The 24196-nt window shown below is 51.6% G+C and carries 21 protein-coding genes; 14 read left to right on the top strand and 7 right to left on the bottom strand.

Annotation, left to right across the window (positions count from 1 at the left end; translation table 11 throughout):
• Window positions 1-32: 32 nt before the first annotated feature.
• The 8 genes from GmarT_RS00790 (at window position 33) to GmarT_RS00760 (ending at window position 9180) form a co-directional block, all read left to right on the top strand.
• Window positions 33-971, top strand: a complete 939-nt coding sequence (locus tag GmarT_RS00790; RefSeq protein ID WP_002648701.1) for a DUF1559 domain-containing protein — start codon at window positions 33-35, stop codon at window positions 969-971.
• A 27-nt stretch (window positions 972-998) separates the two neighbouring features.
• Complete coding sequence (locus tag GmarT_RS00785; RefSeq protein WP_002648702.1) at window positions 999-1415, top strand: transthyretin-like family protein; 417 nt, start codon at window positions 999-1001, stop codon at window positions 1413-1415.
• 201 nt (window positions 1416-1616) lie between these two features.
• Window positions 1617-3128, top strand: coding sequence for an SGNH/GDSL hydrolase family protein (locus tag GmarT_RS00780; RefSeq protein WP_002648703.1), 1512 nt, complete (start codon window positions 1617-1619; stop codon window positions 3126-3128).
• 342 nt (window positions 3129-3470) lie between these two features.
• Window positions 3471-3584, top strand: a complete 114-nt coding sequence (locus GmarT_RS29315; RefSeq protein ID WP_155367955.1) for a prepilin-type N-terminal cleavage/methylation domain-containing protein — start codon at window positions 3471-3473, stop codon at window positions 3582-3584.
• A gap of 39 nt (window positions 3585-3623) precedes the next feature.
• Window positions 3624-4433 (top strand): DUF1559 family PulG-like putative transporter, encoded by an 810-nt coding sequence (locus tag GmarT_RS00775; RefSeq protein ID WP_155367956.1) that lies wholly within the window; start codon window positions 3624-3626, stop codon window positions 4431-4433.
• A gap of 110 nt (window positions 4434-4543) precedes the next feature.
• Window positions 4544-4981, top strand: a complete 438-nt coding sequence (locus GmarT_RS00770) for a carboxypeptidase-like regulatory domain-containing protein (RefSeq protein WP_002648706.1) — start codon at window positions 4544-4546, stop codon at window positions 4979-4981.
• A 213-nt stretch (window positions 4982-5194) separates the two neighbouring features.
• A complete protein-coding gene (locus GmarT_RS00765; RefSeq protein ID WP_002648707.1) occupies window positions 5195-7612 on the top strand; it encodes a c-type cytochrome in 2418 nt (805 codons plus the stop codon).
• Window positions 7606-9180, top strand: a complete 1575-nt coding sequence (locus tag GmarT_RS00760) for a DUF7133 domain-containing protein (protein ID WP_002648708.1) — start codon at window positions 7606-7608, stop codon at window positions 9178-9180. Before GmarT_RS00765 ends, GmarT_RS00760 begins: the two co-directional genes overlap by 7 nt.
• 12 nt (window positions 9181-9192) lie before the next feature.
• On the opposite strand, the gene GmarT_RS00755 is transcribed toward GmarT_RS00760, so the two are convergent.
• Window positions 9193-9726 carry a hypothetical protein gene (locus tag GmarT_RS00755; protein ID WP_002648709.1) on the bottom strand — a complete coding sequence of 178 codons (534 nt, stop codon included), beginning with the start codon at window positions 9724-9726 and terminating at the stop codon, window positions 9193-9195.
• A gap of 61 nt (window positions 9727-9787) precedes the next feature.
• Window positions 9788-10867: an NHL repeat-containing protein gene (locus tag GmarT_RS00750; RefSeq protein ID WP_002648710.1), complete on the bottom strand. Its 1080-nt coding sequence runs from the start codon at window positions 10865-10867 to the stop codon at window positions 9788-9790.
• Window positions 10868-11189: 322 nt separating this feature from the next.
• Between GmarT_RS00750 and GmarT_RS00745 the strand changes: the two genes are divergently transcribed.
• The 4 genes from GmarT_RS00745 to GmarT_RS00730 all read left to right on the top strand — a co-directional run bounded on the left by GmarT_RS00745 (window position 11190) and on the right by GmarT_RS00730 (window position 16740).
• A complete protein-coding gene (locus tag GmarT_RS00745) occupies window positions 11190-12086 on the top strand; it encodes an efflux RND transporter periplasmic adaptor subunit (RefSeq protein WP_002648711.1) in 897 nt (298 codons plus the stop codon).
• 33 nt (window positions 12087-12119) lie between these two features.
• Window positions 12120-14333, top strand: a complete 2214-nt coding sequence (locus GmarT_RS00740) for an HlyD family efflux transporter periplasmic adaptor subunit (RefSeq protein WP_002648712.1) — start codon at window positions 12120-12122, stop codon at window positions 14331-14333.
• Between the two features lie 172 nt (window positions 14334-14505).
• Window positions 14506-15468 carry a D-alanine--D-alanine ligase gene (locus GmarT_RS00735; protein ID WP_002648713.1) on the top strand — a complete coding sequence of 321 codons (963 nt, stop codon included), beginning with the start codon at window positions 14506-14508 and terminating at the stop codon, window positions 15466-15468.
• A gap of 294 nt (window positions 15469-15762) precedes the next feature.
• Complete coding sequence (locus tag GmarT_RS00730; protein ID WP_002648714.1) at window positions 15763-16740, top strand: cell division protein FtsQ/DivIB; 978 nt, start codon at window positions 15763-15765, stop codon at window positions 16738-16740.
• 2 nt (window positions 16741-16742) lie between these two features.
• Here GmarT_RS00730 and GmarT_RS00725 read toward each other — a convergent pair whose 3' ends face one another.
• Window positions 16743-17162, bottom strand: a complete 420-nt coding sequence (locus GmarT_RS00725) for a hypothetical protein (RefSeq protein ID WP_002648715.1) — start codon at window positions 17160-17162, stop codon at window positions 16743-16745.
• Window positions 17159-18121, bottom strand: coding sequence for a DUF1559 domain-containing protein (locus tag GmarT_RS00720; RefSeq protein ID WP_002648716.1), 963 nt, complete (start codon window positions 18119-18121; stop codon window positions 17159-17161). Before GmarT_RS00720 ends, GmarT_RS00725 begins: the two co-directional genes overlap by 4 nt.
• Before the next feature lie 241 nt (window positions 18122-18362).
• On the opposite strand from GmarT_RS00720, the gene GmarT_RS00715 reads away from it, so the two are divergent.
• Complete coding sequence (locus tag GmarT_RS00715) at window positions 18363-19094, top strand: phytanoyl-CoA dioxygenase family protein (protein ID WP_002648717.1); 732 nt, start codon at window positions 18363-18365, stop codon at window positions 19092-19094.
• A gap of 11 nt (window positions 19095-19105) precedes the next feature.
• On the opposite strand, the gene GmarT_RS00710 is transcribed toward GmarT_RS00715, so the two are convergent.
• From GmarT_RS00710 to GmarT_RS00705, 3 genes are all read right to left on the bottom strand, one after another.
• A complete protein-coding gene (locus tag GmarT_RS00710; RefSeq protein ID WP_044239837.1) occupies window positions 19106-20227 on the bottom strand; it encodes an acyltransferase family protein in 1122 nt (373 codons plus the stop codon).
• A gap of 13 nt (window positions 20228-20240) precedes the next feature.
• Window positions 20241-20363, bottom strand: a complete 123-nt coding sequence (locus GmarT_RS30185; protein ID WP_002648719.1) for a hypothetical protein — start codon at window positions 20361-20363, stop codon at window positions 20241-20243.
• Between the two features lie 83 nt (window positions 20364-20446).
• A complete protein-coding gene (locus tag GmarT_RS00705) occupies window positions 20447-21565 on the bottom strand; it encodes an acyltransferase family protein (protein ID WP_002648720.1) in 1119 nt (372 codons plus the stop codon).
• Window positions 21566-22151: 586 nt separating this feature from the next.
• Here GmarT_RS00705 and acs point away from each other — a divergent pair.
• Window positions 22152-24107, top strand: a complete 1956-nt coding sequence (acs, locus tag GmarT_RS00700) for an acetate--CoA ligase (protein WP_002648721.1) — start codon at window positions 22152-22154, stop codon at window positions 24105-24107.
• Window positions 24108-24196 lie beyond the last annotated feature (89 nt).

Raw genomic sequence — 24196 nt, 5'->3', positions numbered from 1 at the left:
CTCTCATCCTCTTCTACAAGGAAAATGGACTAATGGCACTCAAGTTCCAACGCCGATCAAAGCAGGGTTTTACCCTTATTGAGCTACTGGTGGTGATCGCGATCATCGCCATTCTGATTGCCCTGTTATTGCCAGCCGTTCAGCAGGCACGCGAAGCTGCCCGGCGGTCTACCTGCAAGAATAATCTGAAACAGCAGGGGCTGGCTTTGCACAATTACCACGATTCTCACAGAATCCTTCCCCCGGGAGATGTGAATGGTGGTGGATATGATTGTGCCTGGCTGGGAAGCCAGGAGACGCGTAATCACACAGGCCAGCTCTATATGCTCCCTTTCCTTGACCAGGCCAATATTTACAATCAGGTCAACTTCTCGATGGCAACCGGACTAGGTGATGGGAATGGGGTCTGCACAGGTCCCACAGCAGGAATTCAGACTGCAGCAACCTCACACTCCATCGCTGTGTTTGAATGCCCCAGTGATTCCTACTCACATGGACCGTACACCTATACCTCAAACCTGGCTTACGCGACGAACAAGGATTATCGCACGAGTTACACTTTCATTTATCTTACCTATTCAGCGGGTGTCTCGTACGAGTCTATTTTAGGAATCAAAACTGCCTTCGGACACAACGGGGCAGCAAGATTGAGGGACTTCAGCGATGGGACCAGTAACACCATGGTAATGATGGAAACCCCTATGCAAAAAGACTCGGCGATTCGAGGTCCATTCTGGGCAACATGGGTGGCCACTGCCGCAATCATTGCAGCCCCATATCGAAAGATTAACCAACCAACCAGCGCAACGAATAAGCTGGTAAACTGGGGATCTCCAGGTAGCGAACACGTGGGTGGTTGTCATGCACTCATGGGTGATGGTGCCGTGCGGTTCGTTACTGAAAACATCGATATCAATCTACTCAGAGCAGTGCAGACTATCAACGGCGGCGAAGTGGTCGGCGACTTCTAACAGAGCAATCATTTGTGAGAAATATTAATGTGGATTAATCAACTTAAGTTTTTACATGCACTCTGCCTGATGACAGCCAGCCTGCTTGCCGGCTGCTCAGGAGGAGGAGCTGATACACCCGATCTGGGTCAGGTCACAGGTACGATCACTTTAGATGGGCAACCGCTGACTCAGGCCTCCGTGACGTTTCAACCTCAGACGGGAGCCCCTTCGGTGGGCATGACTGATGAAACCGGCCATTATGAACTGGCTTACAACACTGATACACAGGGAGCAATACCAGGCCAGCACGCGGTACGCATCAGTAAGATGGGAGAGCCCGGCTCTCCCAATGACACTGAAGATCAGGTCCCGGCGAAATTTAATCAAAATTCAAAGCTCACTGCCGAGGTCAAAGAGGGTGAGAATACCGTGAATTTTGATCTGGATTCGAAAGCGAAATAACCGATCACAACCTGATTTTGCAATTACTATATTCACCAAAAACAAGCACGACAGGTTCTGCTCTTACAAGTAGAACCTGTTTTTTTACGCCCTTGGATCTATCCCGGTAGACATTCTTTCTGGACCGGAGTCATGCCCCCCGATAGGATGAATGTGCTTCGTTCTCCTGCCCTGCTCTCCTGTAAAACTGAGATATTCGCGATGCCGCCTGCATGTCATCCGAAATCCGATCCGCTAGTCAACACACGGCGAACCCGCCATCCGCTGCTGTTTCGCGGTGCGGCGATTCTGCTGGGACTGTCTCTGCTGGTGGTGCTGGAACTCGCGCTGCGACTGTGTGGCGTTCAACCCCTGCCCGACTCACAGGACCCCTACGTTTCCTTCCGTTCTGATGCCACACTGTTTAACAAAGATCCCTCGGGAACCAGCTTCCAAACCGCTCCGGAACGCATCGACTTCTTCCGCCCGCAATCGTTTCCCGTCCACAAATCCGCCGATACGTTTCGCATCTTCGTACTGGGTGGCTCGACTGTTCAAGGACGCCCTTATGCCGTCGAAACGTCTTTCAGCACATGGCTGAAAATCAATCTGCAGGCTGCACAGCCTGAGCGGAACTTTGAAGTCATCAACTGTGGCGGCGTCTCGTATGCCAGCTATCGCCTGGTTCCCATCCTGCGTGAAACGCTGCAGTATCAGCCAGACCTGTTCATCGTCTATACCGGCCATAATGAATTCCTGGAAGAACGCTCCTACGGCGACCTCAAACAGAGCACACCGATTTATCTGACAGTACAAAATTCGCTGCGGGAGCTGCGTATTGCATCTCTCATGCAACGCATCCTGCCGGGCGCGCGTGAGGACCACATGAACTCAAATAAAACCGTACTGCCTGCTGACGTGAATGCCCGGCTCGATTTCCAGAAGGGCCTGGAAGGATATCATCGCGATCCCAAAACCCGTCGCGGAATTATCGATCATTTTAAATACAACGTCAGGCAGATGATTTTGCTTGCGAAGCAGGCGGATATACCTCTTGTATTAGCGAATCCGGTTTCGAATCTCAAAAACTGCCCGCCGTTTAAATGTGAATTTGAAAACGGGCTTTCGCAGGAACAACAGGACCAACTGGTTGCCTGCTGGAACGCAGCCAATGATTGTGAGTGGAGTGAAGCCGACCGCAAAATGCAGCTGTGGGAAGAAGCGGTTCACATTGATCATCAGCACGCCGGACTGCTCTACAGTGTGGGAAAAGCCTGCGAACATCTGCAGCGTTTCCCGGAAGCAAAAAGCTGGCTGACAAAAGCCAAGGAAGAAGATATCTGCCCGCTGCGAATACTGGAGCCCATGCACGACTCCCTGTTTGACCTGTCACAGGAATTTAACGTACCCCTGGTTGATATCCGCAGCCTGGTAGAACAGCAGACGCCGGATGGAATTCCCGGCAGTGAATGGCTCGTTGATCATGTTCATCCCAGTATCGAGGGACACCAGCTGATAGCCGATGCGCTCTTTGAAAATCTCGTCTCGATACAATTTTTCCCCCAACCAGCACACTGGCAGTCAAACCGGGATCAACTCCGTCAGGCACATTTGAATTCGCTACCCGAAGAATATTTCCTCCGCGGCGCGCTGCGCAGCAGAAGACTCGAAGGCTGGAGCCGAGGTCGCAGTCAGAAAATCCCCCCTGACTCGAATCAATCGACAGTCCAGTAAACACACCTCTTCATTAGGCTTGTTTATTAATTAGCGATAAGAATAAGGACCTTAGCAAGCCGTTTTGATTTCAAAAACAACAACCCGAATACGATTAACACTTTACGGGGACAGACTACGTTCCTCACACTTACAACTCGTGAAACGACATCATCTTAAGCATGGTCCGTAATAACTGACAGGCTTGATCTCGTGCCTTAAGATGCATAGGATTCTCTCACAGAATAATGTGAGTTCCCGCCAGAACAAATTAGAGGGTATAGGAAAATTTAACCTCTTTCGTTCGAATTCACTTCCTGATCTTCCTTCCTTATTTCCTCGTGAATTGATTTGGAAAAAACCATGACAAGCGCACCATCATTATCCACCAGAAGAGGCTTTACGCTGATTGAATTGCTGGTCGTGATTGCGATTATCGCGATCCTGATTGCATTACTGTTACCCGCCGTTCAGTAGGCACGGGAAGCAGCTCGACGCAGCACCTGTAAAAACAACCTGAAGCAAGTCGGTCTCGCATTACACAACTACCATGAGACCCATAGTGTGTTTCCCCCCGGAGGGCTTGGTACCCACGGTCCTACCGCCTGGATTCACATCCTGCCCTTTGCCGATCAGGCAAACGTCTATAACCAGCTGGTCTTTGAAGGTACTTATTTCTGGTTCGGTGGCGCTTCCAGTGTGCCCAATTCACCCGCCATTAATAATACGAAACCACCTTATATGGCTTGCCCTTCCAGCGCGCTGTCACAAAGCTACGCCGCCACCACCGGTAGTACCACTACGAATGTATTCATCTCATCCTATATCCTGATCTCCGGAGCAACCGGTATTAATGAGATTCAGGACGACACCTATTCCAAAGGGGGATTCAGTAATAAAGGAATTCGTTCCAATGGCGGTTCCTTTACCTTCCGTCAATCATTCCGCATTCGCGATTTCCTGGATGGAACGTCCAATGTCGCAATGGTGGGCGAACAATCTGGCTGGGGAAAGAACGCAAGTGGAGCCCAGACTGATATTCGTTCCGCTTATGCCAATGGTGCCTGGATGAGTCCCAACACCCCCATTGATCACGATCCGCGCTGTTACAACACAACGACACTCCGTTATCCCATCGGCTATCAGAACACGGGAACAGGAATCGGTAACGACGCCTGTAACAATCCCATTCAGTCTCAGCACACCGGCGGCGCGCACATGCTGCTCGGAGATGGTGCCGTCCGGTTTGTCTCAGCCAATGCGGACTTCAACACGCTTCGCTACCTCTGCTGTCGTGCAGACGGAAATGTTCTCGGCGAATTTTAATGGATCATTGTCTCATTGAGCTGAATTCGTAAAACCGCATGTGGTGTTCTCGATCATTGGGAACACCACATCTTTTTTTGTGTGAAAACTAACATCCGGGAACCATAACAATGAAACCGTTTACTCTTTCTTTCATCAGCACCCTTTTCGCTTTAGGAGCATTGATACTACTTGCCGGCTGCCAGAATTCAACGAACGATTTTGGTCCTACCGGAGCGTTATCGGGAAAAGTGACTTACCAAGGCGAACCGGTCAAAGAAGGCCTGGTGCAGTTCAATAATCCGGAGAAAGGATTTGGCGGCCAGGCTGTGATCAATGAAGATGGAACATATACCATAACCAACGATTCCGGCGGTCTGGTCCTCGGTACTTATCAGGTCAGCGTGGTCCCCCCCACGATTGAAAAATCGTTTGGGCCCGATACGCCTCCCTCCGAAGTTCTGAAGGAAATGCCGAACATACCTCAAAAGTACCATTATCCCAAATCCAGCGGTTTGAGCGTCGAAATCAAAGATGGGGAGAACACATTTGATATCGATATGCAATAAGGACGCCTGGCTTTACCTCAGCACGCCTCGCTGCTTCTGCTGAGGAATTCTGTTTCATTATTGCGGAAAAAGGATACAAATCTGACGCATACTCTGATTGCTTCGAGTCGGCTGCTACCCTATGATCGAAGATCAACGTCTGTTTAAATGACGTTGATCTTGTCATTCCCTGAATCTGACCTGTGACGCCGCTCAACATGAAAGAGACACCTGATGAGACAACGCCGGATTTTCACATTCCTGGGGCTGATCTTCCTGATCGTCGGACAACCGGTTCAAAGTGAAACGGAAACGGTACCGTTTGTTGCCGGTTTCGATCGTTTCGCCCGCCATGACGAACTGGAACCGCACGCGGGAGGCCAATTGCTGATCAGTGAGCTGAGTTGCGTCGCCTGTCATCCCTCACAGCGTTCTGAACTGCAACCCAAGCGGGGTCCCCGCTTAACGGGAGCCGGCAATCATCTGCAGCAGAAATGGATTCGCGAATTCCTCGCCGCACCGCAAATCACCAAGGCAGGCACCACGATGCCTGATGTACTGCACGGTCTGCCGCCTGAAAAAAAGCAGCAGACGATCACCGCATTGACCGCGTTTCTCGCAGCGCAACAGTCTGCCTATCCCGAGATCAAAGCCACCGGTGCCAACCCGGTTCCTCACGAATTCTGGAAGAAAGGCAACGTCGAACAGGGTCAGGAACTGTATCACAAAATCGGTTGTGTCGCCTGCCACGAACCCGATGAAAGCTATGAGCCCGGAGAAACCAAAATTTCTCCCTCTGATAAAATGCTCGCGCAGCTTGATCCTGAAGATATCAAAGAACTGGGACTGGCGGCCGCCGGCCGCCCGGTCAATTCGGTTCCCCATGGAAACCTGCCTGCGAAATACACAGCGAAATCATTGACCTTTTTTCTGCTCAATCCCGAACAGACGCGCCCCGCGGGAAGGATGCCGCAACTCAAACTCAAAGCAGTCGAAGCAGCCGACATCGCTGCCTACCTGCTGCGAAATCAGACGGAGTCACAGACTGCAGAGGAAAGCTCCACCGCGACAGACTTAGTGGCAGAGGGAGAGCAATTGTTCGTCGAACTGAAATGTGTGAACTGTCACGATGCCAAAAAACTGAAGCCAACAGAGATTGCTCAACCACTGGCAAAATTGAAACCTGCGGCTGCCACCAGCTGCATGCACGACGCTCAGAAAAACATGCCTGCGTACTCTCTGGACCAGCAGCAACAGACGGCGATTGAGCAGACCCTGGCAAGTCTACCCGACCAGAAAACTTCCAGCCCGAAACAGCAGCTGGATTTTCAGGTGCTGCAGCTCAACTGTTATGCCTGCCATGAACGGGATAAACGGGGGGGCGTCGGCTTCAACCGCAAACCTTACTTTGAAACCGCTGCACACGTCGACCTGGGTGATGAAGGCCGCATTCCTCCCACACTGACCGGGATCGGTTATAAACTGCAGAAGAAATGGCTGTCGAAAGTCCTCAATGGTTCTGGCGACATCCGCTCTCACATGCAGGCACGCATGCCCGTCTTTCCCAAACAACAGGTCTCTGCACTGCCTACCGCTTTTGAAAAAGTCGATGGCAAAGCGCAACTGCCTGACAGCAAAGTTTTCCCCAATCATGACAAACTGGCTTCGTCAGGTCGCATTATGCTGGAGACCGGCTGCATCCAGTGTCATCCGATTCGAGGTGAAAGCATGCCGGGCGTAGTCGGCACCGATCTGGGTGATGTTACCAACCGCGTGCATCCCAGCTGGTTCCGCGAATTTCTGCTCGACCCCGCTTCCCTGAAACCGCGCACCCGCATGCCCACGTTTTTCCCAGGCGGACAGAGTCAGAACAAGGGTCTGCTCGACGGTAACGTGGATCAGCAGATCGCAGCACTCTGGGGCTACCTGAAAGCGGGATCCAAACAGCCACTGCCTGAAAAAATTCTGGAAGCGAAATCCAAAAACTACGAACTGGTTCCCGACAAACGTCCGATTGTTCTGCGCACCTTCATGCAGGAAGCCGGAACCCATGCCATCGCGGTCGGCCTGCCGGAGAAGGTCCATTTCGCCTTTGATGCAGAACAGGTCCGCCCCTCGCTCGCCTGGAAAGGTCGATTCCTGGATGCACAGGGAACCTGGTTCATCCGCTTCGCTCCTCCCGCCGACCCGCTGGGCGGTAATGCAGTTCTGTTGCCTGCCGGCGCACCGGTGGCACTCCTGAAAAGTCAGCAGCAGCCCTGGCCCGTCTATTCACCGGATGCGAACGAGCTGCAATTCCGAGGATACCGCGTCGATGCAGCAGGCGTTCCGACCTTTCTGTATCGCTGTGGAAAATTCGACATAGAAGACCGTTTCGAAGCGACCGAAAAACAGGCTCTTAAAAGACGACTGACCATCAAAGGCAGTCCACAACAGAGCGATTCAGAGAAACTCTGGCTGCGTGGCCTGACCGGTAAATCTCTGAAGCAACTGAATCCCACGACCATGCAAAACCAGGCGGGCCTCCAGGTTTCGGTCTCATCTGTACTGGCGAAAGCCGGTCTTCTTCGCAAACACGACAGCCAGTCTGACTGGATCATCCCTGTACCTGCTACATATAACACGACAATCGAGGTGACCTACCAATGGTAACACGCACGATCCTGTTTACATTGACATTACTTTGCATCACATTGGCCGGCAGCGCTGGCGACATTCAGTCCGTGTTTGCAGAGAGTGAAGCGGACTACTACCGCCTCGACTCAATCATGACCCCCAAAGCGCAAACCGAATCGCGGGCCGCCAACTGGAAACCGGCACCTGGTGATCTGGTGCTGGAAGTCAGCGGTATCGCCGTGCTCGATGATCATCGCATCGCCGTCGCCATCCGCAAGGGGGAGATCTGGATCATGGATGGCGTGTATGAAGAGCCTCCCAAAAACGTCACCTACAAACGCTTCGCAACGGCCCTGCATGAACCGCTGGGGCTGATCTATAAAGATGGCGCTTTCTACACTGTACAACGCAGCGAACTCACGCGCATTCGCGATACTGACGGCGATGGCGTCGCCGATGAATATCTGACCGTCGCCAAAGGCTGGGGTGTCACCGGTCATTACCATGAATATGCCTACGGCCCCGTACTCGACCACGATGGAAACATGTGGCTCACATTAAACATCGGACTGGGACTGAAAAAAGAGCACAAATCGCGGGCGGTCACCGATCCGACGCTGGGCTTTTCACAAGGCCGCTGGCGCGGCTGGGGCATGAAGTGTACTCCCGACGGAGAGCTGATTCCCGTCTGTGCGGGCATGCGGTCTCCGGCCGGTCTGGGAGTAAATCGTGCCGGCGATGTATTCTACACCGATCAGCAGGGAAACTGGGTCGCCACCAACTCGCTGCATCATATGCGCGAAGGCGCGTTCTTTCATCATGTCGAAGCGCTCGCGTCGATGAGTCTTCCCGGTTCTCCCGTTAAGGGAATCAAAGAAATCCCCAACGGTCTGCCTTTCCCGGAAGCCCTCAAACGCATGCCACAACTCAAACCGCCGGCAGTCTGGTTCCCGTATAAGAAAGCCGGCCAGTCGGCAACTGATATTATGCTCGATGACAGCGGCGGAAAATTCGGTCCCTTCGATGGTCAGTTTTTTGTCGGCGAGTTTACACAGGCTTCCATCCAGCGCGTCTTCCTGGAAAAAGTGGACGGCGAATACCAGGGGGCCTGCTTCCCCTTTCGGAGCGGTTTCGCTTCTGCAGTACTTCGCATGGATCAGGGAACGGACGGCAGCATGTTTGTCGGCCTGACCAACCGGGGCTGGAGCAGCCTGGGCACCGCCTCTTATGGCCTGCAGAGACTGGTCTGGACGAAAAAAATGCCGTTCGAAATCAAAGAGATGCGGGCACAACCCGAGGGATTTGAACTGGTCTTCACGAAACCGGTTGACCGTAAGACAGCTTCAGACCCGAAGTCCTATAAGCTGCAGAGCTACACCTACACCTATCACTCTTCCTACGGCAGCGATGAAATTCTGCCTCGTAACCTGGAGATCGAAAACATCACTGTTTCGGACGACGGTTTGAAAGCGGAACTCAAAGTGAAAGGCTTGCGCGAACTGTATGTGCATGAACTCAATGCAGACGGGGTGAAAAGCAAAGAGGGTCAGTCGCTGCTGCATCCCGATGCTTATTACACATTGAATCGCATTCCGAAAAAATAAAGACCTGCGTCTTCAATTCAGAAAGCCGCGTTCGCGTAATTCCTGAATATTACCGGGTGCACTTTCCCAGACCCGCTCCGCGGCATACCGCATCACGGCAATACCTCCCATGCCGGGCGGTGCGCTGAGGATCGCCACGTGTTCCTCCTCTTCGTCGTCCAGTTGACGATTCAGTTTAGCGACCGCCTCTTCGATGCTGTCGCTCACGATCCGCTCGGGGCCGCTGGTATTGGCAAATTTCAGATTCGAAAATCCAGCGGTCCGCGATAGCAGAAAAGCAGCCAGGTCGGCTTCTTCCTGCTCTTCGAAAAAGTTGCGGAACTCCGGCTCCATGCGATCGGGGGTAATGATCATCGGACGGGTAACGCTGACTTCCCCTTTACGGATTTTGACAGTCGAACCACGCTCTGCGGCACCACAAACCAGGTAATAAGGCAGCTTCTGATCGCCGAATGTAAATAAAGAGAAATTCACGGGGCGCTCAATCCGTACCGCAGTCCATATTTCGAAGAAGCGCTGTTCATCGAACTCGTGTGAAAAATTCATCTGGTTCCAAACGGGTTGAATAATAGTACGGCAAGTAAAACGATTCTGTCCAGCGGGATGATTAACTCAGTTTCTTCAACTTGCTGACACGTCCGGTAGAAACCCATTCGGTCACAAACAGGTTCCCTGACTGATCGAAACAGGCATCGTGCGGGTGCACGAACCGACCGGCCTGCCAGGTTTCAGGCTGTGTACGCACTTTAAAGCCATCCAGGACTTTATTCGTCCAGTCCTGGTCATATCCCAGGTGCGTGATGACCTGATTCTGCTTATCAAACAAGGTCACACGCGCGTGCAGATCGGAGACGACCATGATGTCTCCCTGGATATCAATATCGGCCGGAAAGCTGACCGTATTGACAAAACCAAGATGTTTTCCATCGAGCGAGAAATACTGCAGACGATGATTGGCCCGGTCGCACACCGCAATTTTCGGTGTCCCATCCCGTTCATCCAGCCACATCCCGTGCGGGGTTTTCATTTTGCCAGGCTCGGTTCCACTTCCGCCCCAGTAGAATTCGGGTTTCCCCTCTTTCGTGTACTTGTGGATAAAGTGAGAACCATAACCATCGCCGACATAAAATCCTCCGTCTGGAGCGAAGGCAATATTCGTGGGGCTGTAACGCTGCTTTGTATCTGTATAGTGTTCGGGAGCAGCAGGTCGTCCGATCGTCCAGACGACTTCGCCGGACAGACTGGTTTTCGCTACAACGCCATGCTTCGTATCAGAGAGATACAAAAACTCGTCGCTACCTTCTTTACGAACATCAATCCCGTGTCCGCCGCCATGATATTCCTTCCCGAATGAGCGAACGAATTTCCCAGCCGGGTCGAAGACCACAATTGCATCCATGGGAGTTTTGGTTTTGGAACGATGCTTGATATAAACCAGGCCCGAGGAATCGACGCACACGCCATGCGTCTCGCCCCATTGGATATGTCTGGGAACCTCACCCCAGTTATGCATCGCTTCGTACTGAAATGAGCCTTCACCCAGGACCGGTGGTTTACTGCCCGCTTTGTCTTCCGCGCCGAGTATGGCGGGGGCAAAAAAACTGCCTGCGACAGCCGCACTGGCGGTCTTCAGGAAGGAACGGCGGGAATCGGTCTGGCGTGAATTCAGAGCTGAGCGTTGATCCATAAAAACGGGTACCTGGCAACAATAAGTCGTGAAAATCTGTTGTTTTAACCATGAGAGAAATGACTTCTCCTGTTCGATCTTAACGCACACATTGACCGCTTCTCAATTGAGGATGTCAAAAAATAGGGTATTCTGACAATGTTCTCCGTAGATCCCCGCCTCGTTTCACGTACAACTCCCAGAGACACGCCAATTAAGATGGTCATCCCTGCGCGGATGTGGTATGAGAGGTTCACAGCGTTAAATAAACGTTTACCCTGACTGTTACTGACTTTAACTTCATCCATTCCTGCTGATTTCCTCTGAAAAGGAAGGGAATACCATGAATGCCACCAGCACGATTCCCGTTTTGTTCACCATCGTGTCACTGTTTTTTCAGCAAACTCTGATCGCCGATGACGACAAATCGACGGGCACATCCGAATTGAAGATTGATTCGGTACTGGTCAGTCTGATTGAAGAAGTCGAAGTCCCTGCACGGGAAGTCGGCCAGCTGAATACAATCAAAGTCAAAGAGGGTATGACGGTCGAGAAAGGGGAGGTACTGGCCCAGATCGAAGATTCCGAGGCCATGCTTCTGTTACAGCAGGCCAAACTGGAATATGAAATGGCGCGACTCAAAGCCGCCAATGATGTCGATCTCCGCTTTGCGCGGAAAGCGTACGAAGTCGCCAACGCAGAACTGCAGCGGGCCGAAGATTCGATCAAAAAATATCCCAAGAGCATTTCCAAAACCGAACTGGATCGCCTGAAGCTGACCGCGGAAAAATCGGAACTGGAAATCGAACAGGCGTCCGAAGAACGCAAGACGACTCAACTGGAAGCCAGCCTGAAACGGAACGCCGAACAGATTGCGAACCTGGCAGTACAGCGGCGAAAAGTAGTTTCCCCGATCAAAGGCATGGTCGTGCAGATAATGATCCGCAATGGTGAATGGGTACGTCCCGGTGATACCGTCCTGCGGATTTTAAGGCTCGACCGACTGCGGGCCGAAGGACTGATTAACGCCTCGCGTCTGCAGGAACAGGATCTGATGAATCACCCGGTCACACTGGTCGTGAATCCCGGCACGAAACAGGTCATGGAATTCCAGGGAAAAATTTCCTTTGTCAGTCCCGAAATCAATCCGGTCAATAATCAGACGCGCGTCTGGGCCGAGATTGAAAACCCGGACCTCAAACTGAAACCGGGGATGCGGGCTTCCTTAATCATTAAATAAACCCGATCGATTCAGAAAGCGACTCCAGCCACCATGTCGTTCGGTCCTCAAGACTTTTCGAACCAGCCACTGCGACTGAGAATGCGGGCCGACCTGCATGTGCAACCGCTGCAGTTTGGCGGGAAAAAATACTGGGGTATTAAGGACCCGATTTCTCTGCAGTATTATCAGCTGCGCGATGAAGAATATTTTATTCTGCAGCAGCTGGATGGACGGGCGTCCTTCGATGTCATTCGGAAAAATTACGAACAACGGTTTCTGCCTCAAAAACTGCAGGCCTCGCATCTGCAGGGCTTTCTCTCACGACTGCATCAATCCGGCCTGATCATCGCTGATGCCTTCGGTCAGGGTGAAATCCTGCTGGACCGCCAGTTGCAGAAACAGCAGCAGGCGCGGCGGGCACGCTGGATGAACCCGCTGGCGATCCGCTTTCGTGGCATCGACCCGCATCGCCTGTTGAACTGGCTGCAGCCGAGGACCGCAGTCTGTTTTACTCCCCTGTTTCTGCTGGCAGCGTTAACGCTGATGGGATCCGCGGTGACATTGATTTGCACCCATCTGGACGCGGTGATCAACCAGCTCCCCGACTTTGCCACCTTCTTCGAAGCGCGGAACCTGGTGCTGCTGGCCTGCAGTCTGGCGCTGGTCAAAATTGTGCATGAGCTGGGACATGCGCTCGCCTGTAAACAGCTGGGAGGCGAGTGCCGGGAAATGGGCGTGATGCTGCTGGCGTTCATCCCCTGTCTTTACGTGAACGTCAGCGATGCCTGGACCATGCGCGAAAAGTGGCATCGGATCATCGTGAGTTCCGCCGGCATCTTCGTGGAACTGGTGATCTCTGCGATCTGTGTGTTTCTCTGGTGGTTTTCCTACCCCGGGCTGTTCCATTCACTCTGCCTGAATATCGTCGTGGTCTGCTCGGTGAATACACTGCTGTTGAACGGAAACCCGCTGCTCCGCTACGACGGTTATTATATTCTGCTCGATCTGCTGGAAGTCCCCAACCTGCGACAACGGGCACAGACGATCGTTTCCAATCGACTCCATCACTGGTTTTTCGGCCACAAAGCAGAGACTCTGTTGAAAGAGCCCCGGCGATTGAGACGCTTTCTGTTCGCGTACGGTATCGCCTCGGCGATTTATCGCTGGTTTATCGTGTTCGCCATTCTGACCGTCTGTTATTATGTTCTGGAACCTTACGGCCTGGAAATTATCGCACAGGTCATGGGGGTCTTTGTGCTGCTGGGAATGTTAATCGTGCCTGTGAAATCTGCTGCTGTTGAAATTCAAACATATTCCAAAGCGGGCCAGATCCAATGGCGGCGTTTTACGATTCGCACAGCTGGCGTACTGCTGTTCTTCGCCGGACTGCTGTTGATTCCCCTGCCTCACCGGATCACGGCTCCCGCTCTGATTGAACTCAGAAATGCCAAACACGTTTACGTCACCGCGCCCGGCTTTCTCCAATCGATAACAACCCCGCAAACCTCGATTGCGCAGGGTGCAGTCATTGCTGAACTGTCCAATGAAAATATTAAACAGGATCTCCTCAAGTTGACCGGGCAGATCAGCGAACAGGAAATTCGAATTGCCACCCTCGAACGCCGCCAGCTGGATGATCCGGAAGCAGCACAGGAACTCCCCACAGCACGGGAACAGCTGCTCGATCTCAAAGACCAGTTGAAGCAGAGGCAGACCGACCAGCGTCGGCTCACACTCAAAGCCCCGATCGCAGGAACATTGATCCCTGCCCCACGAAAAACGGGTAACCCCGATGAGGCGGATCTGTCCGCCTGGACCGGTTCCCCCTTTGATGCGGATAACCGGAACTGCTTTCTGGATCGGGGTACCTGGCTCTGTTCACTCGGCAATCCTGATCAACTGCAGGCGCGACTGATTGTGGATCAGGAACATGTTGAATTTGTTGAGCCCGGACAGGGCGTGCGCATTTTACTGGATGAATATCCGGGTGAAGTCTTAACAGGGACGATCCAGGAAATTGCAGAAATCGACCTGGATGATCTGCATCCCAACCTGATTCACCGCGAAGAACTCACCACCGAAGTCGATTCCTCCGGAAAACAGCAGCTCAGCAGTACTTCCTATCTGGCCCTGGTCACGCTGACAACACCAGCCGAACAGCCCCTGATTCACTCGACCGGACAGGCCAAAATTGCCGTACCCCCGGAATCGCTGGGAAAAAAGGCGTATCGCCAGCTGAGAAAGACCATTCGACTGTTCCAATAAGCAATCACACATACTTTGTAAACTGCCTGGTTTTACATTCTGGTGAGATAGAGAATCAACGTTTGCAGATTCGGTAAGAATTGCTAAAATTCCGCGACTCAAATACAGCAGATGATCGATTAATAAAACAGCAACATATTTTTCCAGCAGACGGCGGCAAGGAGGCTTCCCGATGACCGATTCCAACACGAATCCCTCTTCGACTTTTAATATAGTGGTTCTCTCAGGTGGAGAATCGGCTGAAAGTGAAATCAGCCTCAAAAGTGGTGAGACGGTCGCGCGGGCCCTGTCATCGCGCGGGCATCAGGTCAAGATCGTTGACCCCTCCCTGGTGGATCTGGACCGTTTTGACTGGACCGGCTGCGACGTTGTGTTCCTCGCCTTACACGGAACGTATGGGGAAGATGGCACGATTCAATCGACGCTGGATCGACTGGGCATTCCCTACTCCGGCTGTGATGCTGCCACTTCAAAACTGGCATTCAGCAAGTCGGCATCGAAAGAACGCTTCATTCAGCATAACGTGAATACGCCCTCTTATGTGCTGATTCACGAATCAGACGATGCCGGTCGCATTGAACAGCATGCCCGCAGTATGGGTTACCCCCTGGTCGTCAAACCCGATGCGCAAGGCTCCAGCCTGGGTGTGACGATTGTGAAATCTCCCGAAGAATTACCACAGGCGCTGGCACGCTGTTTCCATTACGATTCGTTCGGCATCCTGGAATCAGCCATCAAAGGCACCGAATGGACCGTTACGGTTGTCGATGACCAGGTGCTCCCGCTGATTCAGATCCAGACGCCTCACGAATTCTTTGACTATGAAGCCAAGTACACTGAAGATTCGACGCAATACCTGTTTGAATTCGATCTGCCGACGAACGTGATTCAGGCAATTATCAAAACAGGCGTCAATGCCTGCACGGCGCTGGGTACGACCGGCATTGTCCGGGTGGACCTGCTGGTCGACCGTTTTCAGCAGCCCTGGGTTCTGGAAGTAAATACCATTCCCGGTTTCACCGATCACAGCCTGGTTCCCAAAGCAGCTGCTAAGGCAGGCATCGATTTTGGCGAATTGTGCGAGCAGGCTCTGACCAACTGCCTGAAAAAAGTCACAACCCGCCCGCAAAACTGATAAAGTCTCACCAGTCGGCCTGATTCACTGAAGAATCCTCTGTTTTTCAGTGAGCGTCGCAACACGGACCGCTTCATATTGCGATAATTATTATACAGAGACCGTGCGCAGACGCTTCCGGCGGTCTAATGTTCTTCTAGAGCGCATCACATTTAACCATAGCGTCTCTCAATCTCATATACTCGGTCCAAATGGCCTTGGAGACGCTACAGTAAAACTGGAAACAGTCTACCCCCGATCTACTGCGGTTCGCAGCCCGATGATTTGTCAAAGGTCCACGATAAACCAGAGCACATGAGTCGAAAAACACGCAAAAAACGACCTGCCAAAAAGAAGGTCGAAGTGGTTGAAGAAGAAGAGGAAACAGGGGAAGAATCGCCTTCCCTGTTCAGCCCTTCGACATTGATCCGCCTGTTGTTTCGCCCGAAAGTTCTCCTGGTTCTGGCGGTGGCGGTGACCGGTCTGTTCTTTTTTCAGAAGGTGAAGCAGCAGATTCCCGATCTGTCTCAGCGCGAAGAATACCAGATCGAAACCAAAGAGCTCTCCCTGCAGCCGGCACCCCCGCATTATGTCCCGATCGACATTGTCGACCAGGTCATCAAGCGCAGTGAATTGCCCGCGCGGGTTTCCCTGCTTGATCAGGGTCTGGTACTCAAGATCGCCGACGCGTTCCAGAAACATCCCTGGGTGGAGAAAGTCATTTCCGTCCGCAAAACGAACACGGTGGAAGTGGAAATACTGTTTCGCAAGCCGGCAGCGATGGTCGAATTGAAGCAGGGTCTGTTTCCCGTCGACAATGCGGGGGTCCTGTTACCGCCAGAAGATTTCTCTGTCTCTGATGCCCGCCGCTTCCCGATCATCACCGGCGTCAGTTCGATCCCGGACGGACCCGCAGGCACTTCCTGGGGCGACTTGTCTGTCACGGGAGCAGCCCAGCTGGCAGAAGCACTGGGGCCCCACTGGAAAGAACTGGATATCGTCTCCATCGAAGCCCCGCCGCGCGTGACTGCCGACGTCACGCTGGACGACCTGATCTATCGCCTGATCACTGCCGGCGGTTCGGAAATTGTGTGGGGTCGTTCGCCGAAAAGTCAGCGACGGGGCGAATTACGCGTCGACCAGAAAATCGGCAAGCTGGAAAAATACTACCGCGATTACGGCGGCTTCGATCGTCCGCATGGTCCTTATGAAATCGACATTCGCCACTGGCAGGAAATTTCCCGCCGCCCGCTCAAACAGCAGAGCAGTCAACGTACGCTGATGCGTCGCTGAACTTATTTGCTTTTCACGGTGACTTCAAAATTCACATCAGATGCGTCCTTGGTCACCTCGATCTCCGTTTTATATTCAGTAAATAACATCGGGGGATCGCCACCCGGGATTGTCGCCTCGGTCGAAGCGTAGCCGTTCAGCATCGCGATATGTGGCCCCGAAACAGGGCCTTTCTCCGGATCGGTATGCCAGTAACCATTTTCAATCGTACCGACGGCACCGGGTCCCTGATTTCCCTTCGTCGTATCAGGCATCAGAATGACCTGTCCCGCCGGTACCGGTTGACCGTTATGCAGCACCTCCCCTGAAAGTACGAAACGTTCCGGACCTGACGAACTCGCTCCGCAAGCTGTCAGGAACAGGCAACTGACCACCAGGCTCAACCAGCAGTACAACTTCGATTTCATGAGTTGATATTTCAAAATTCATATCCTCCCACGGGCAAGCCGTCTGCAATGATCCCCAGAGTCTGATAAGTGCTCAAGTCGATATTTTCACTGATAAAATGCACGGAGCCATCACCCATCAGAAAATGCGCCCCACCGATGTGGTTACTCCCAAAATAAGAAGTAGCTACCTCAAGTTTGTAACCGTCGCGATGCGGAACGAACGAAGAGCCGTTGATTGGCAGGTAAGCGCCACCAACCTGAGCCGGTGCATCTCCCCAGGACGTCGTCGCCCAGGTCATCCAGTAGGTTGCCGCCGAACCGCTGCTCGCCCAGAGCGTCTGATAGCGGCTCTCCCCCAGCATGAAGACATTCGAAGAGCCATCTGTAATATCACGCATGCGGGTACTGGAGTCTGAATAAAAAATCCCGTTGAAGAAATACGTGCGGATATTATAAGCCCGACAGGCTTTTCCGATCGCAGCCATCGCGGTGTAGTCGCCGCCTCCCTGCACCCCCAGGTAATTGTTATTGGCCAACGATTCATTGGAATTCGGATCGGACGGACATTCGAAGTTGACGTTTCGCTGTTCCTGCAATGTCTCGTTCACCGCATCTCCGGATCCATTTTGCAGGTTCCGGAACTTCGCGTTGAAGTCAAACTTGTTATAGAGCGTGGATTGTTCAATGTATGGTAATATCAAAATGGTCCAGGGGGCAGAACGTGTGCCTCCGATCGTACAGGTTCCCCCCGATGAGCCACGGCGGGCCGCAGTTTCGACATAAGCAGGAGGCAGGCGATTGAAGGTATCGTGATAATTGTGAAGTGCCAGCCCCAGTTGCTTCAACTTGTTCTTGCAGGTTGAACGCCGTGCTGCTTCACGGGCCTGCTGAACCGCCGGCAACAGGAGTGCGATGAGAATCGCAATGATGGCTATGACAACTAATAATTCAATGAGTGTGAAGCCACGCTGCTGTCTTCTGTGAGAGCTCATGTAAAAAATCCTTAGTCGAATCTTTACAGAGGTTGACATGAGCCCTGCCGCACCACTTCTATTAAGTAAACCATACTAATAGAACATTTGACTAATGCAAGTACATATTTTCAGACTTTTGTACGATTTGAGTTTTCTACAGTAAAGCACAATTTTAATGCGGAAAGTGGAGATTGCATTTTTATAATGAATTCGCGCCAGTCATCAGAGTTTGAAAACCATTTCAGGCAGGAGAGTTAAGATGAACCAGGAAGAAGTCGTCCGCCAATATCAATCTCAGGGATTCGTACATCTTCCAGCCTGGTATGGCGAGGAAACCCTGGATGAAATCAGGTCTGCCGTCGAACGCTATAACCGGGAAGTCGTACCGGGTGTGCCTGAAAGTGATGTCGTCTTCGAAGCTGATGGTACCGCCATCCGCAATTGCTGGCGGATGCAGGCGCATGACCCCTTCTTTACCAGACTTCCTGCAGAAGAACGTCTGCAGACCCTGATTACAGAACTGGTTAACGGCACGCCGACCTGCATGGGTGTCGAGACCTTCAATAAACCAGCGAAGGTAGGATCGGGTGTGCCGCCACATCAGGACAATGCTTATTTCTGTCAGGATCCGCCGGATGTACTCACCGTCTGGATCGCTTTGGATGATGTCACACCGGAAAATGGTCCCGTTCATTATCTGCCTGGTTCGCATACGCAGGGCGTGCACGAGCATGTGCCTTCCGGGGTCAAAGGCAATTCGTTTGGTTTGGCGAAAACGGTGGACGAAACGCAGGCGAAAGCTGCATTGCTCAAGGCAGGCGATATTCTGATTCATCACTGTCAGACGATTCACTTCAGCGCGCCGAATGTCAGCGATTTTCCCCGCCTGGGCCTGCTGCTCGTTTTTCGTGGCGAACACACGCAGGATTCCCAGGAAATGAAAGCCGCGTACCAGAAAGCACGGGCATTGATGGAAGCGGGTACCTCTTGAAACCTGACTCTCTAAGTTGGCAGTGTTTCTGTTTCTTCCGCTGTCTTCATCTCTAAAGTGGACTCTGCTGGTTCATCAATCAGATATCTGGTGCGCAGTTTTAAGAACGGCGACTCAATGAACCGAAAACTGAGAGCGGCAACAGGCACCATTATTAAAAAGCCCAATACGGAAAAACAAAATGCGATCGGCATGCTTGAAACGGGCATGATATATCTTTCCAAGAGCAAAAGGATGAGCTTCTGAAAAAACATGTGTAGTAAATAAATGGAATAAGAATAGGTGCCGATTAGAGCAACAAATCGGGACACTCTACCGTGAGAATGCACAAAAGAATTATCGTACCAGGCAATGATTAAAGCATAAACCAGACCTTCAATCGTTGGTAAATAGACCCAGACAAGACGATTGGAAGGATAGGAAGGATTATGAAAAAAGCCACCTGCTTTATCAAAATACCAGTAAAAAATGGCGAAGGCTGTGAATCCACTCAGAACCAGGAAGTGACGTCCTTGAATATAATCCCGCAGTTGGAACGCAATCATCCCCAGTAGAAATTGATCGATCCGACCCACGATCGTCAAGTACGCAAGCGATTGAATATGGCCGACTTCTTCGCGCAGCATTAACCGCAGCAGAATAGCACAACAGACTGTCAGGCAGAGGGAATATTTTGATTTGCGTGAGAGATACAATAAAATCGGCAGCACTAAATAGAAGTGAAATTCCACAGTGATCGACCAGCCTCCGTTTGGCAGAATCGGCATGACCACACCTTTAAGCATCTCAAGGAAATAGCGGACCGGGGTAGTTGTACCATGCAAGCATTCATAGATACCCTGCATTGTCACCATAAAAAATAATAAGGGGGCCAGCCTTAAAAAACGATTCCACAAAAATGAACCGTATTTGATTCTCTTTCCATCCAATAGCTTAGCAAATAAATATCCGCTAAGAGTCATGAAAAGTGCAACGCCCGTGTGCCCCTCATTCACGAGGGAAAAAGGGATAAACGTGGGGTCATAACTGAAGGGGAACGGGATATGTATAAAGTGAAATGAAAAGACCATAAAGGCAGCAATCGCCCTGAGATGATCTAAGCCAATATAATATTTCCCTGCTGATGATTTCATGCTGCGGAACGATTCACTGGTTCTGTTGAATTAAAAAAATATTCTGATCCATCACTGTCAGTCGATTCACTTCAGCGCGCCGCATGTCAGCGATTTTCCCCGCCTGGGCCTGCTGCTCGTTTTTCGTGGCGAACACACGCAGGATTCCCAGGAAATGAAAGCCGCCTACCAGAAAGCACGGGCATTAATGGAAGCGGGTACCTCTTGAAACCTGACTCTCTAAGTTGGCAGTGTTTCTGTTTCTTCCGCTGCCTTCATCTCTAAAGTGGACCCAGCTGGTTCATCAATCAGATATCTGGTGCGCAGTTTTAAGAACGGCGACTCAATAAACCGAAAACTGAGATACCCGATGGGAACCATCAGCAAAAAGCCTGTTACGGAAAAGCAGAATGCAATGTAGAAATTAGTAATCGGCAAAACATATCCATGCAGGAGTCCGATAAAAAATCCGGTAAAGAAATAATGCAACAGGTAAATGGAATAAGAATAGGTGCCGATCAAAGCAATAAACCGGGACCCCCAGCTTTGAGAATGCGAAAAAGAATTATCATACCATGCAATAAGAAGCCCGTAAGTCAGTCCCTCCAGAGTCGGAAAATAAACCCAGATCGAACGATTTGAAGGATAACTGGGACTATTATAAAATCCACCGGACCGATCAAAATACCAGTAAAACAGTGAGAAAGCGGCAATACTGCCCAGGACCAGCAGATGCCGTTGTTTAATCCAGGATTGCATTTGAAAAGCGATCATTCCCAACAGGAACTGATCAATACGACCAACGATCGTCCAGTAAGCCAACTCCTGAACCTCCCCCCTTACCTGAAAAATGATCAACCGAATAAGAATCGCACAACAAACCACGAAACTGAGAGCGTACTTCGAAGCCCTCGAGAGGTATAACAATATTGGAAGCAGCAGGTAAAAATGGAATTCAACCGTAATCGACCAGCCCCCATTGGGCAAAGTTGGTTTAATCAAGCCGGTTAAATAATGCTCGCAGATCGACAGGACAGAGGCGCCGCGGTAATAATATTTGATACTGTTCAGGGCGAGTACAAATAGCAACAAGGGAGCCAATCTCAAAACCCGGTTCCAGAGAAAAGATCCATACCGGATTCGTTTCCCATCCAGCAACTTGGCAAACAGATACCCACTCAATGTCATGAATAAAGCCACTCCCGTGTGTCCTTCATTGAACAGTGAGAGCGGAAATAGGGAAGGTGTATAAGTAAAAGGAATCGCTGTATGAATGAAATGCCAGGAGAACACCATGAATGCAGCCAGAGCCCTGAGGTGATCCAGCCCGATATAATATTTTCCTGTAGAAGATTTCATTTCTTTGTGGAACCACTCACGTTTGATAATACCTGATCGATGCCTGCGCACCTTTCTCGCCAGATCCTGTTTACATTTTTGTAAAAGCAGCTTACTACCAAACGCAAGGAAATTGTGACTGTGACATAAACATTTATCGACCTGTCAATTTTTTGGTCCAATCGTAGCGTTTGACACCAGAGAATCGTGCAGACCGCGGCTGCTGTTCCCGGTGGATCAATCATGTGTTCACATCACAGAGAGTCAAATTACCGGTGAAAACAGTCGAAATCGCGAAGAAATGGGGAGCCAGCCTTACTTTCCGCTGATTTAAAGTGACTTGCGTACCCCGTCCCGCTTGATTTTCCGTGTTTTGACGCTTAGATAAGGTATTCAGCAACACGTTTCCGTTATCAGAGGAAGCGGTGGTCCGTTTGTTGACTTCAAAAAAACAGTGCCCTAAAATCGCTATCTTAGCATTGTTTATTAATTCTTTAGAAAGACACAGGGAGAGAATCGATTCAGCAGGCCTGATTTGAACAGGTTGCTGATCCGCATTTTCGGTTCTTATTTCGCTCGCCAAATAAAACAAAGGGGAATGACAACGATGAGTGACCAGGCTAACGAAAATATTGAAAGTGTGCTTCAGGAAACTCGATCATTTCCGCCGCCAGCCGAGTTTGTGGAACAGGCCAATATCTCCAGCATGGAAGAATACCAGGAACTCTGGAACCGGGCCAAAGATGATCCCGCCGGCTTCTGGGGCGATCTGGCACAAGACCTGGAATGGTCTCAGCCTTACGAGAGTGTAATTGAAGGCGAGATGCCGGAAACCAAATGGTTCAAAGGCGGTAAGATCAATGCTTCGGTCAACTGCATCGACCGCCACCTCGACAGCTGGCGCAAGAACAAAGCCGCGATCATCTGGGAAGGTGAACCAGGCGACACCCGCGTACTGCGTTATCAGGATCTCTACCGCGAAGTCTGCAAATTTGCCAACTGCCTGAAAAAACTGGGCGTTGAGACCGGCGACCGTGTGACACTCTATATGCCCATGGTTCCCGAACTCGCGATCGCCATGCTGGCCTGTTCCCGCATTGGCGCGACTCATTCCATTATCTTCGGTGGCTTCAGTGCTGACGCGATTGCCGACCGCAATAACGACGCCCAGGCAAAACTGGTCATCACCGCCGATGGTGGCTGGCGACGCGGCAAAAACGTTGCTCTCAAAGAAGCCGTTGATCAGAGCATGGAAAAATCTCCCAGCGTGGAAAAGGTGGTCGTGTACCGTCGCACTGGCTGTGAAGTGGATATGGTTCCCGACCGTGACTACTGGTGGCACGATCTGATGGAAGATGCCTCGCCGGAATGCGATCCGGTGGAACTCGACAGCGATCACCCGCTGTTCATTCTCTACACTTCTGGAAGTACCGGCAAACCCAAAGGGGTACAACACTCGACCGGCGGTTACCTGCTGGGAGCCAAAATGACCTCGGAGTGGGTCTTCGATCTGAAAGAGGATGATACCTACTGGTGCACCGCTGACATCGGCTGGATCACCGGACACAGCTACATTGTCTATGGCCCGCTTGCCAACGGTGCCACAACCGTGATGTATGAAGGTGCTCCCAACTGGCCCGATGAAGGTCGCTTCTGGGAAATCGTCGAAAAATACCAGGTTAATATTTTCTACACTGCACCAACGGCAATTCGCGCCTTCATTAAATGGGGCGATGAATGGCCGAACAAATACGATCTGTCCAGCCTGCGTCTGCTGGGAACCGTTGGTGAACCGATCAACCCCGAAGCCTGGATGTGGTATCACACCGTTATCGGACAGGAGCGCTGCCCGATTGTCGATACATGGTGGCAGACCGAAACCGGCGGCATCATGATGAGCCCGCTGCCCGGTGTAACCGCTACCAAACCCGGCAGTTGTACGACTCCTCTGCCGGGCGTCGTTCCGGATATTGTCTCAGCAGACGGCGAAAGTCTCGGCGATAACCAGGGCGGACTTCTGGTAATGCGTCAACCCTGGCCACACATGCTGCGAACCCTGTATGGCGACCACGAACGCTTCAAGGATGTCTATTTCAGCACGATTCCCGGTTGTTACCTGGCCGGTGACAGTGCCCGCCGTGATGAAGACGGTTACTACTGGATCATGGGTCGCATCGACGATGTGATCAATGTCTCCGGACACCGGCTGAGTACGATGGAAGTAGAAAGCGCACTCGTCTCGCATCCTAAGGTAGCAGAAGCTGCGGTCGTGGGTTATCCGCATGAACTCAAAGGGGAAGGCATCTGCTGCTTTGTCTCGCTGAAATCAGATGAAAGTCCGGACGAATTGAAAGAAGAACTGAAACAGCATGTGCGCACCCAGATTGGTGTCGTCGCGACTCCCGATCAGATCCGGTTCGCCGCTGCACTTCCGAAAACCCGCAGTGGTAAAATCATGCGACGCCTGCTCCGTGATATCGCTGCCGGCCGTGAGAGTACCGGGGACACCACGACACTGGAAGATTTCAACGTCATCGCCAATCTGAGCAAAAATGAAGACTGATCTCTTGAGTTGCTGAATCGGCAACTCGAAACCGAGATCTGTATTTACTCATTATATAATTTTGCAGGATGGCCGGTTTTCGACCATCC

The sequence above is a fragment of the Gimesia maris genome (genome assembly GCF_008298035.1).
In the GTDB taxonomy this organism is placed as follows: Bacteria; Planctomycetota; Planctomycetia; order Planctomycetales; family Planctomycetaceae; genus Gimesia; species Gimesia maris.
This window is presented reverse-complemented; position numbering and strand designations above follow the sequence as displayed.

Bases quoted from the DNA above. Each gene is read 5' to 3' on its own strand.
- GmarT_RS00790 (WP_002648701.1), top strand. From the start codon at position 33: ATGGCACTCAAGTTCCAACGCCGATCAAAGCAGGGTTTTACCCTTATT.
- GmarT_RS00785 (WP_002648702.1), top strand. From the start codon at position 999: ATGTGGATTAATCAACTTAAGTTTTTACATGCACTCTGCCTGATGACA.
- GmarT_RS00780 (WP_002648703.1), top strand. From the start codon at position 1,617: ATGCCGCCTGCATGTCATCCGAAATCCGATCCGCTAGTCAACACACGG.
- GmarT_RS29315 (WP_155367955.1), top strand. From the start codon at position 3,471: ATGACAAGCGCACCATCATTATCCACCAGAAGAGGCTTTACGCTGATT.
- GmarT_RS00770 (WP_002648706.1), top strand. From the start codon at position 4,544: ATGAAACCGTTTACTCTTTCTTTCATCAGCACCCTTTTCGCTTTAGGA.
- GmarT_RS00765 (WP_002648707.1), top strand. From the start codon at position 5,195: ATGAGACAACGCCGGATTTTCACATTCCTGGGGCTGATCTTCCTGATC.
- GmarT_RS00760 (WP_002648708.1), top strand. From the start codon at position 7,606: ATGGTAACACGCACGATCCTGTTTACATTGACATTACTTTGCATCACA.
- GmarT_RS00755 (WP_002648709.1), bottom strand. From the start codon at position 9,726: ATGAATTTTTCACACGAGTTCGATGAACAGCGCTTCTTCGAAATATGG.
- GmarT_RS00750 (WP_002648710.1), bottom strand. From the start codon at position 10,867: ATGGATCAACGCTCAGCTCTGAATTCACGCCAGACCGATTCCCGCCGT.
- GmarT_RS00745 (WP_002648711.1), top strand. From the start codon at position 11,190: ATGAATGCCACCAGCACGATTCCCGTTTTGTTCACCATCGTGTCACTG.
- GmarT_RS00740 (WP_002648712.1), top strand. From the start codon at position 12,120: ATGTCGTTCGGTCCTCAAGACTTTTCGAACCAGCCACTGCGACTGAGA.
- GmarT_RS00735 (WP_002648713.1), top strand. From the start codon at position 14,506: ATGACCGATTCCAACACGAATCCCTCTTCGACTTTTAATATAGTGGTT.
- GmarT_RS00730 (WP_002648714.1), top strand. From the start codon at position 15,763: ATGAGTCGAAAAACACGCAAAAAACGACCTGCCAAAAAGAAGGTCGAA.
- GmarT_RS00720 (WP_002648716.1), bottom strand. From the start codon at position 18,121: ATGAGCTCTCACAGAAGACAGCAGCGTGGCTTCACACTCATTGAATTA.
- GmarT_RS00715 (WP_002648717.1), top strand. From the start codon at position 18,363: ATGAACCAGGAAGAAGTCGTCCGCCAATATCAATCTCAGGGATTCGTA.
- GmarT_RS00710 (WP_044239837.1), bottom strand. From the start codon at position 20,227: ATGAAATCATCAGCAGGGAAATATTATATTGGCTTAGATCATCTCAGG.
- GmarT_RS00705 (WP_002648720.1), bottom strand. From the start codon at position 21,565: ATGAAATCTTCTACAGGAAAATATTATATCGGGCTGGATCACCTCAGG.
- acs (WP_002648721.1), top strand. From the start codon at position 22,152: ATGAGTGACCAGGCTAACGAAAATATTGAAAGTGTGCTTCAGGAAACT.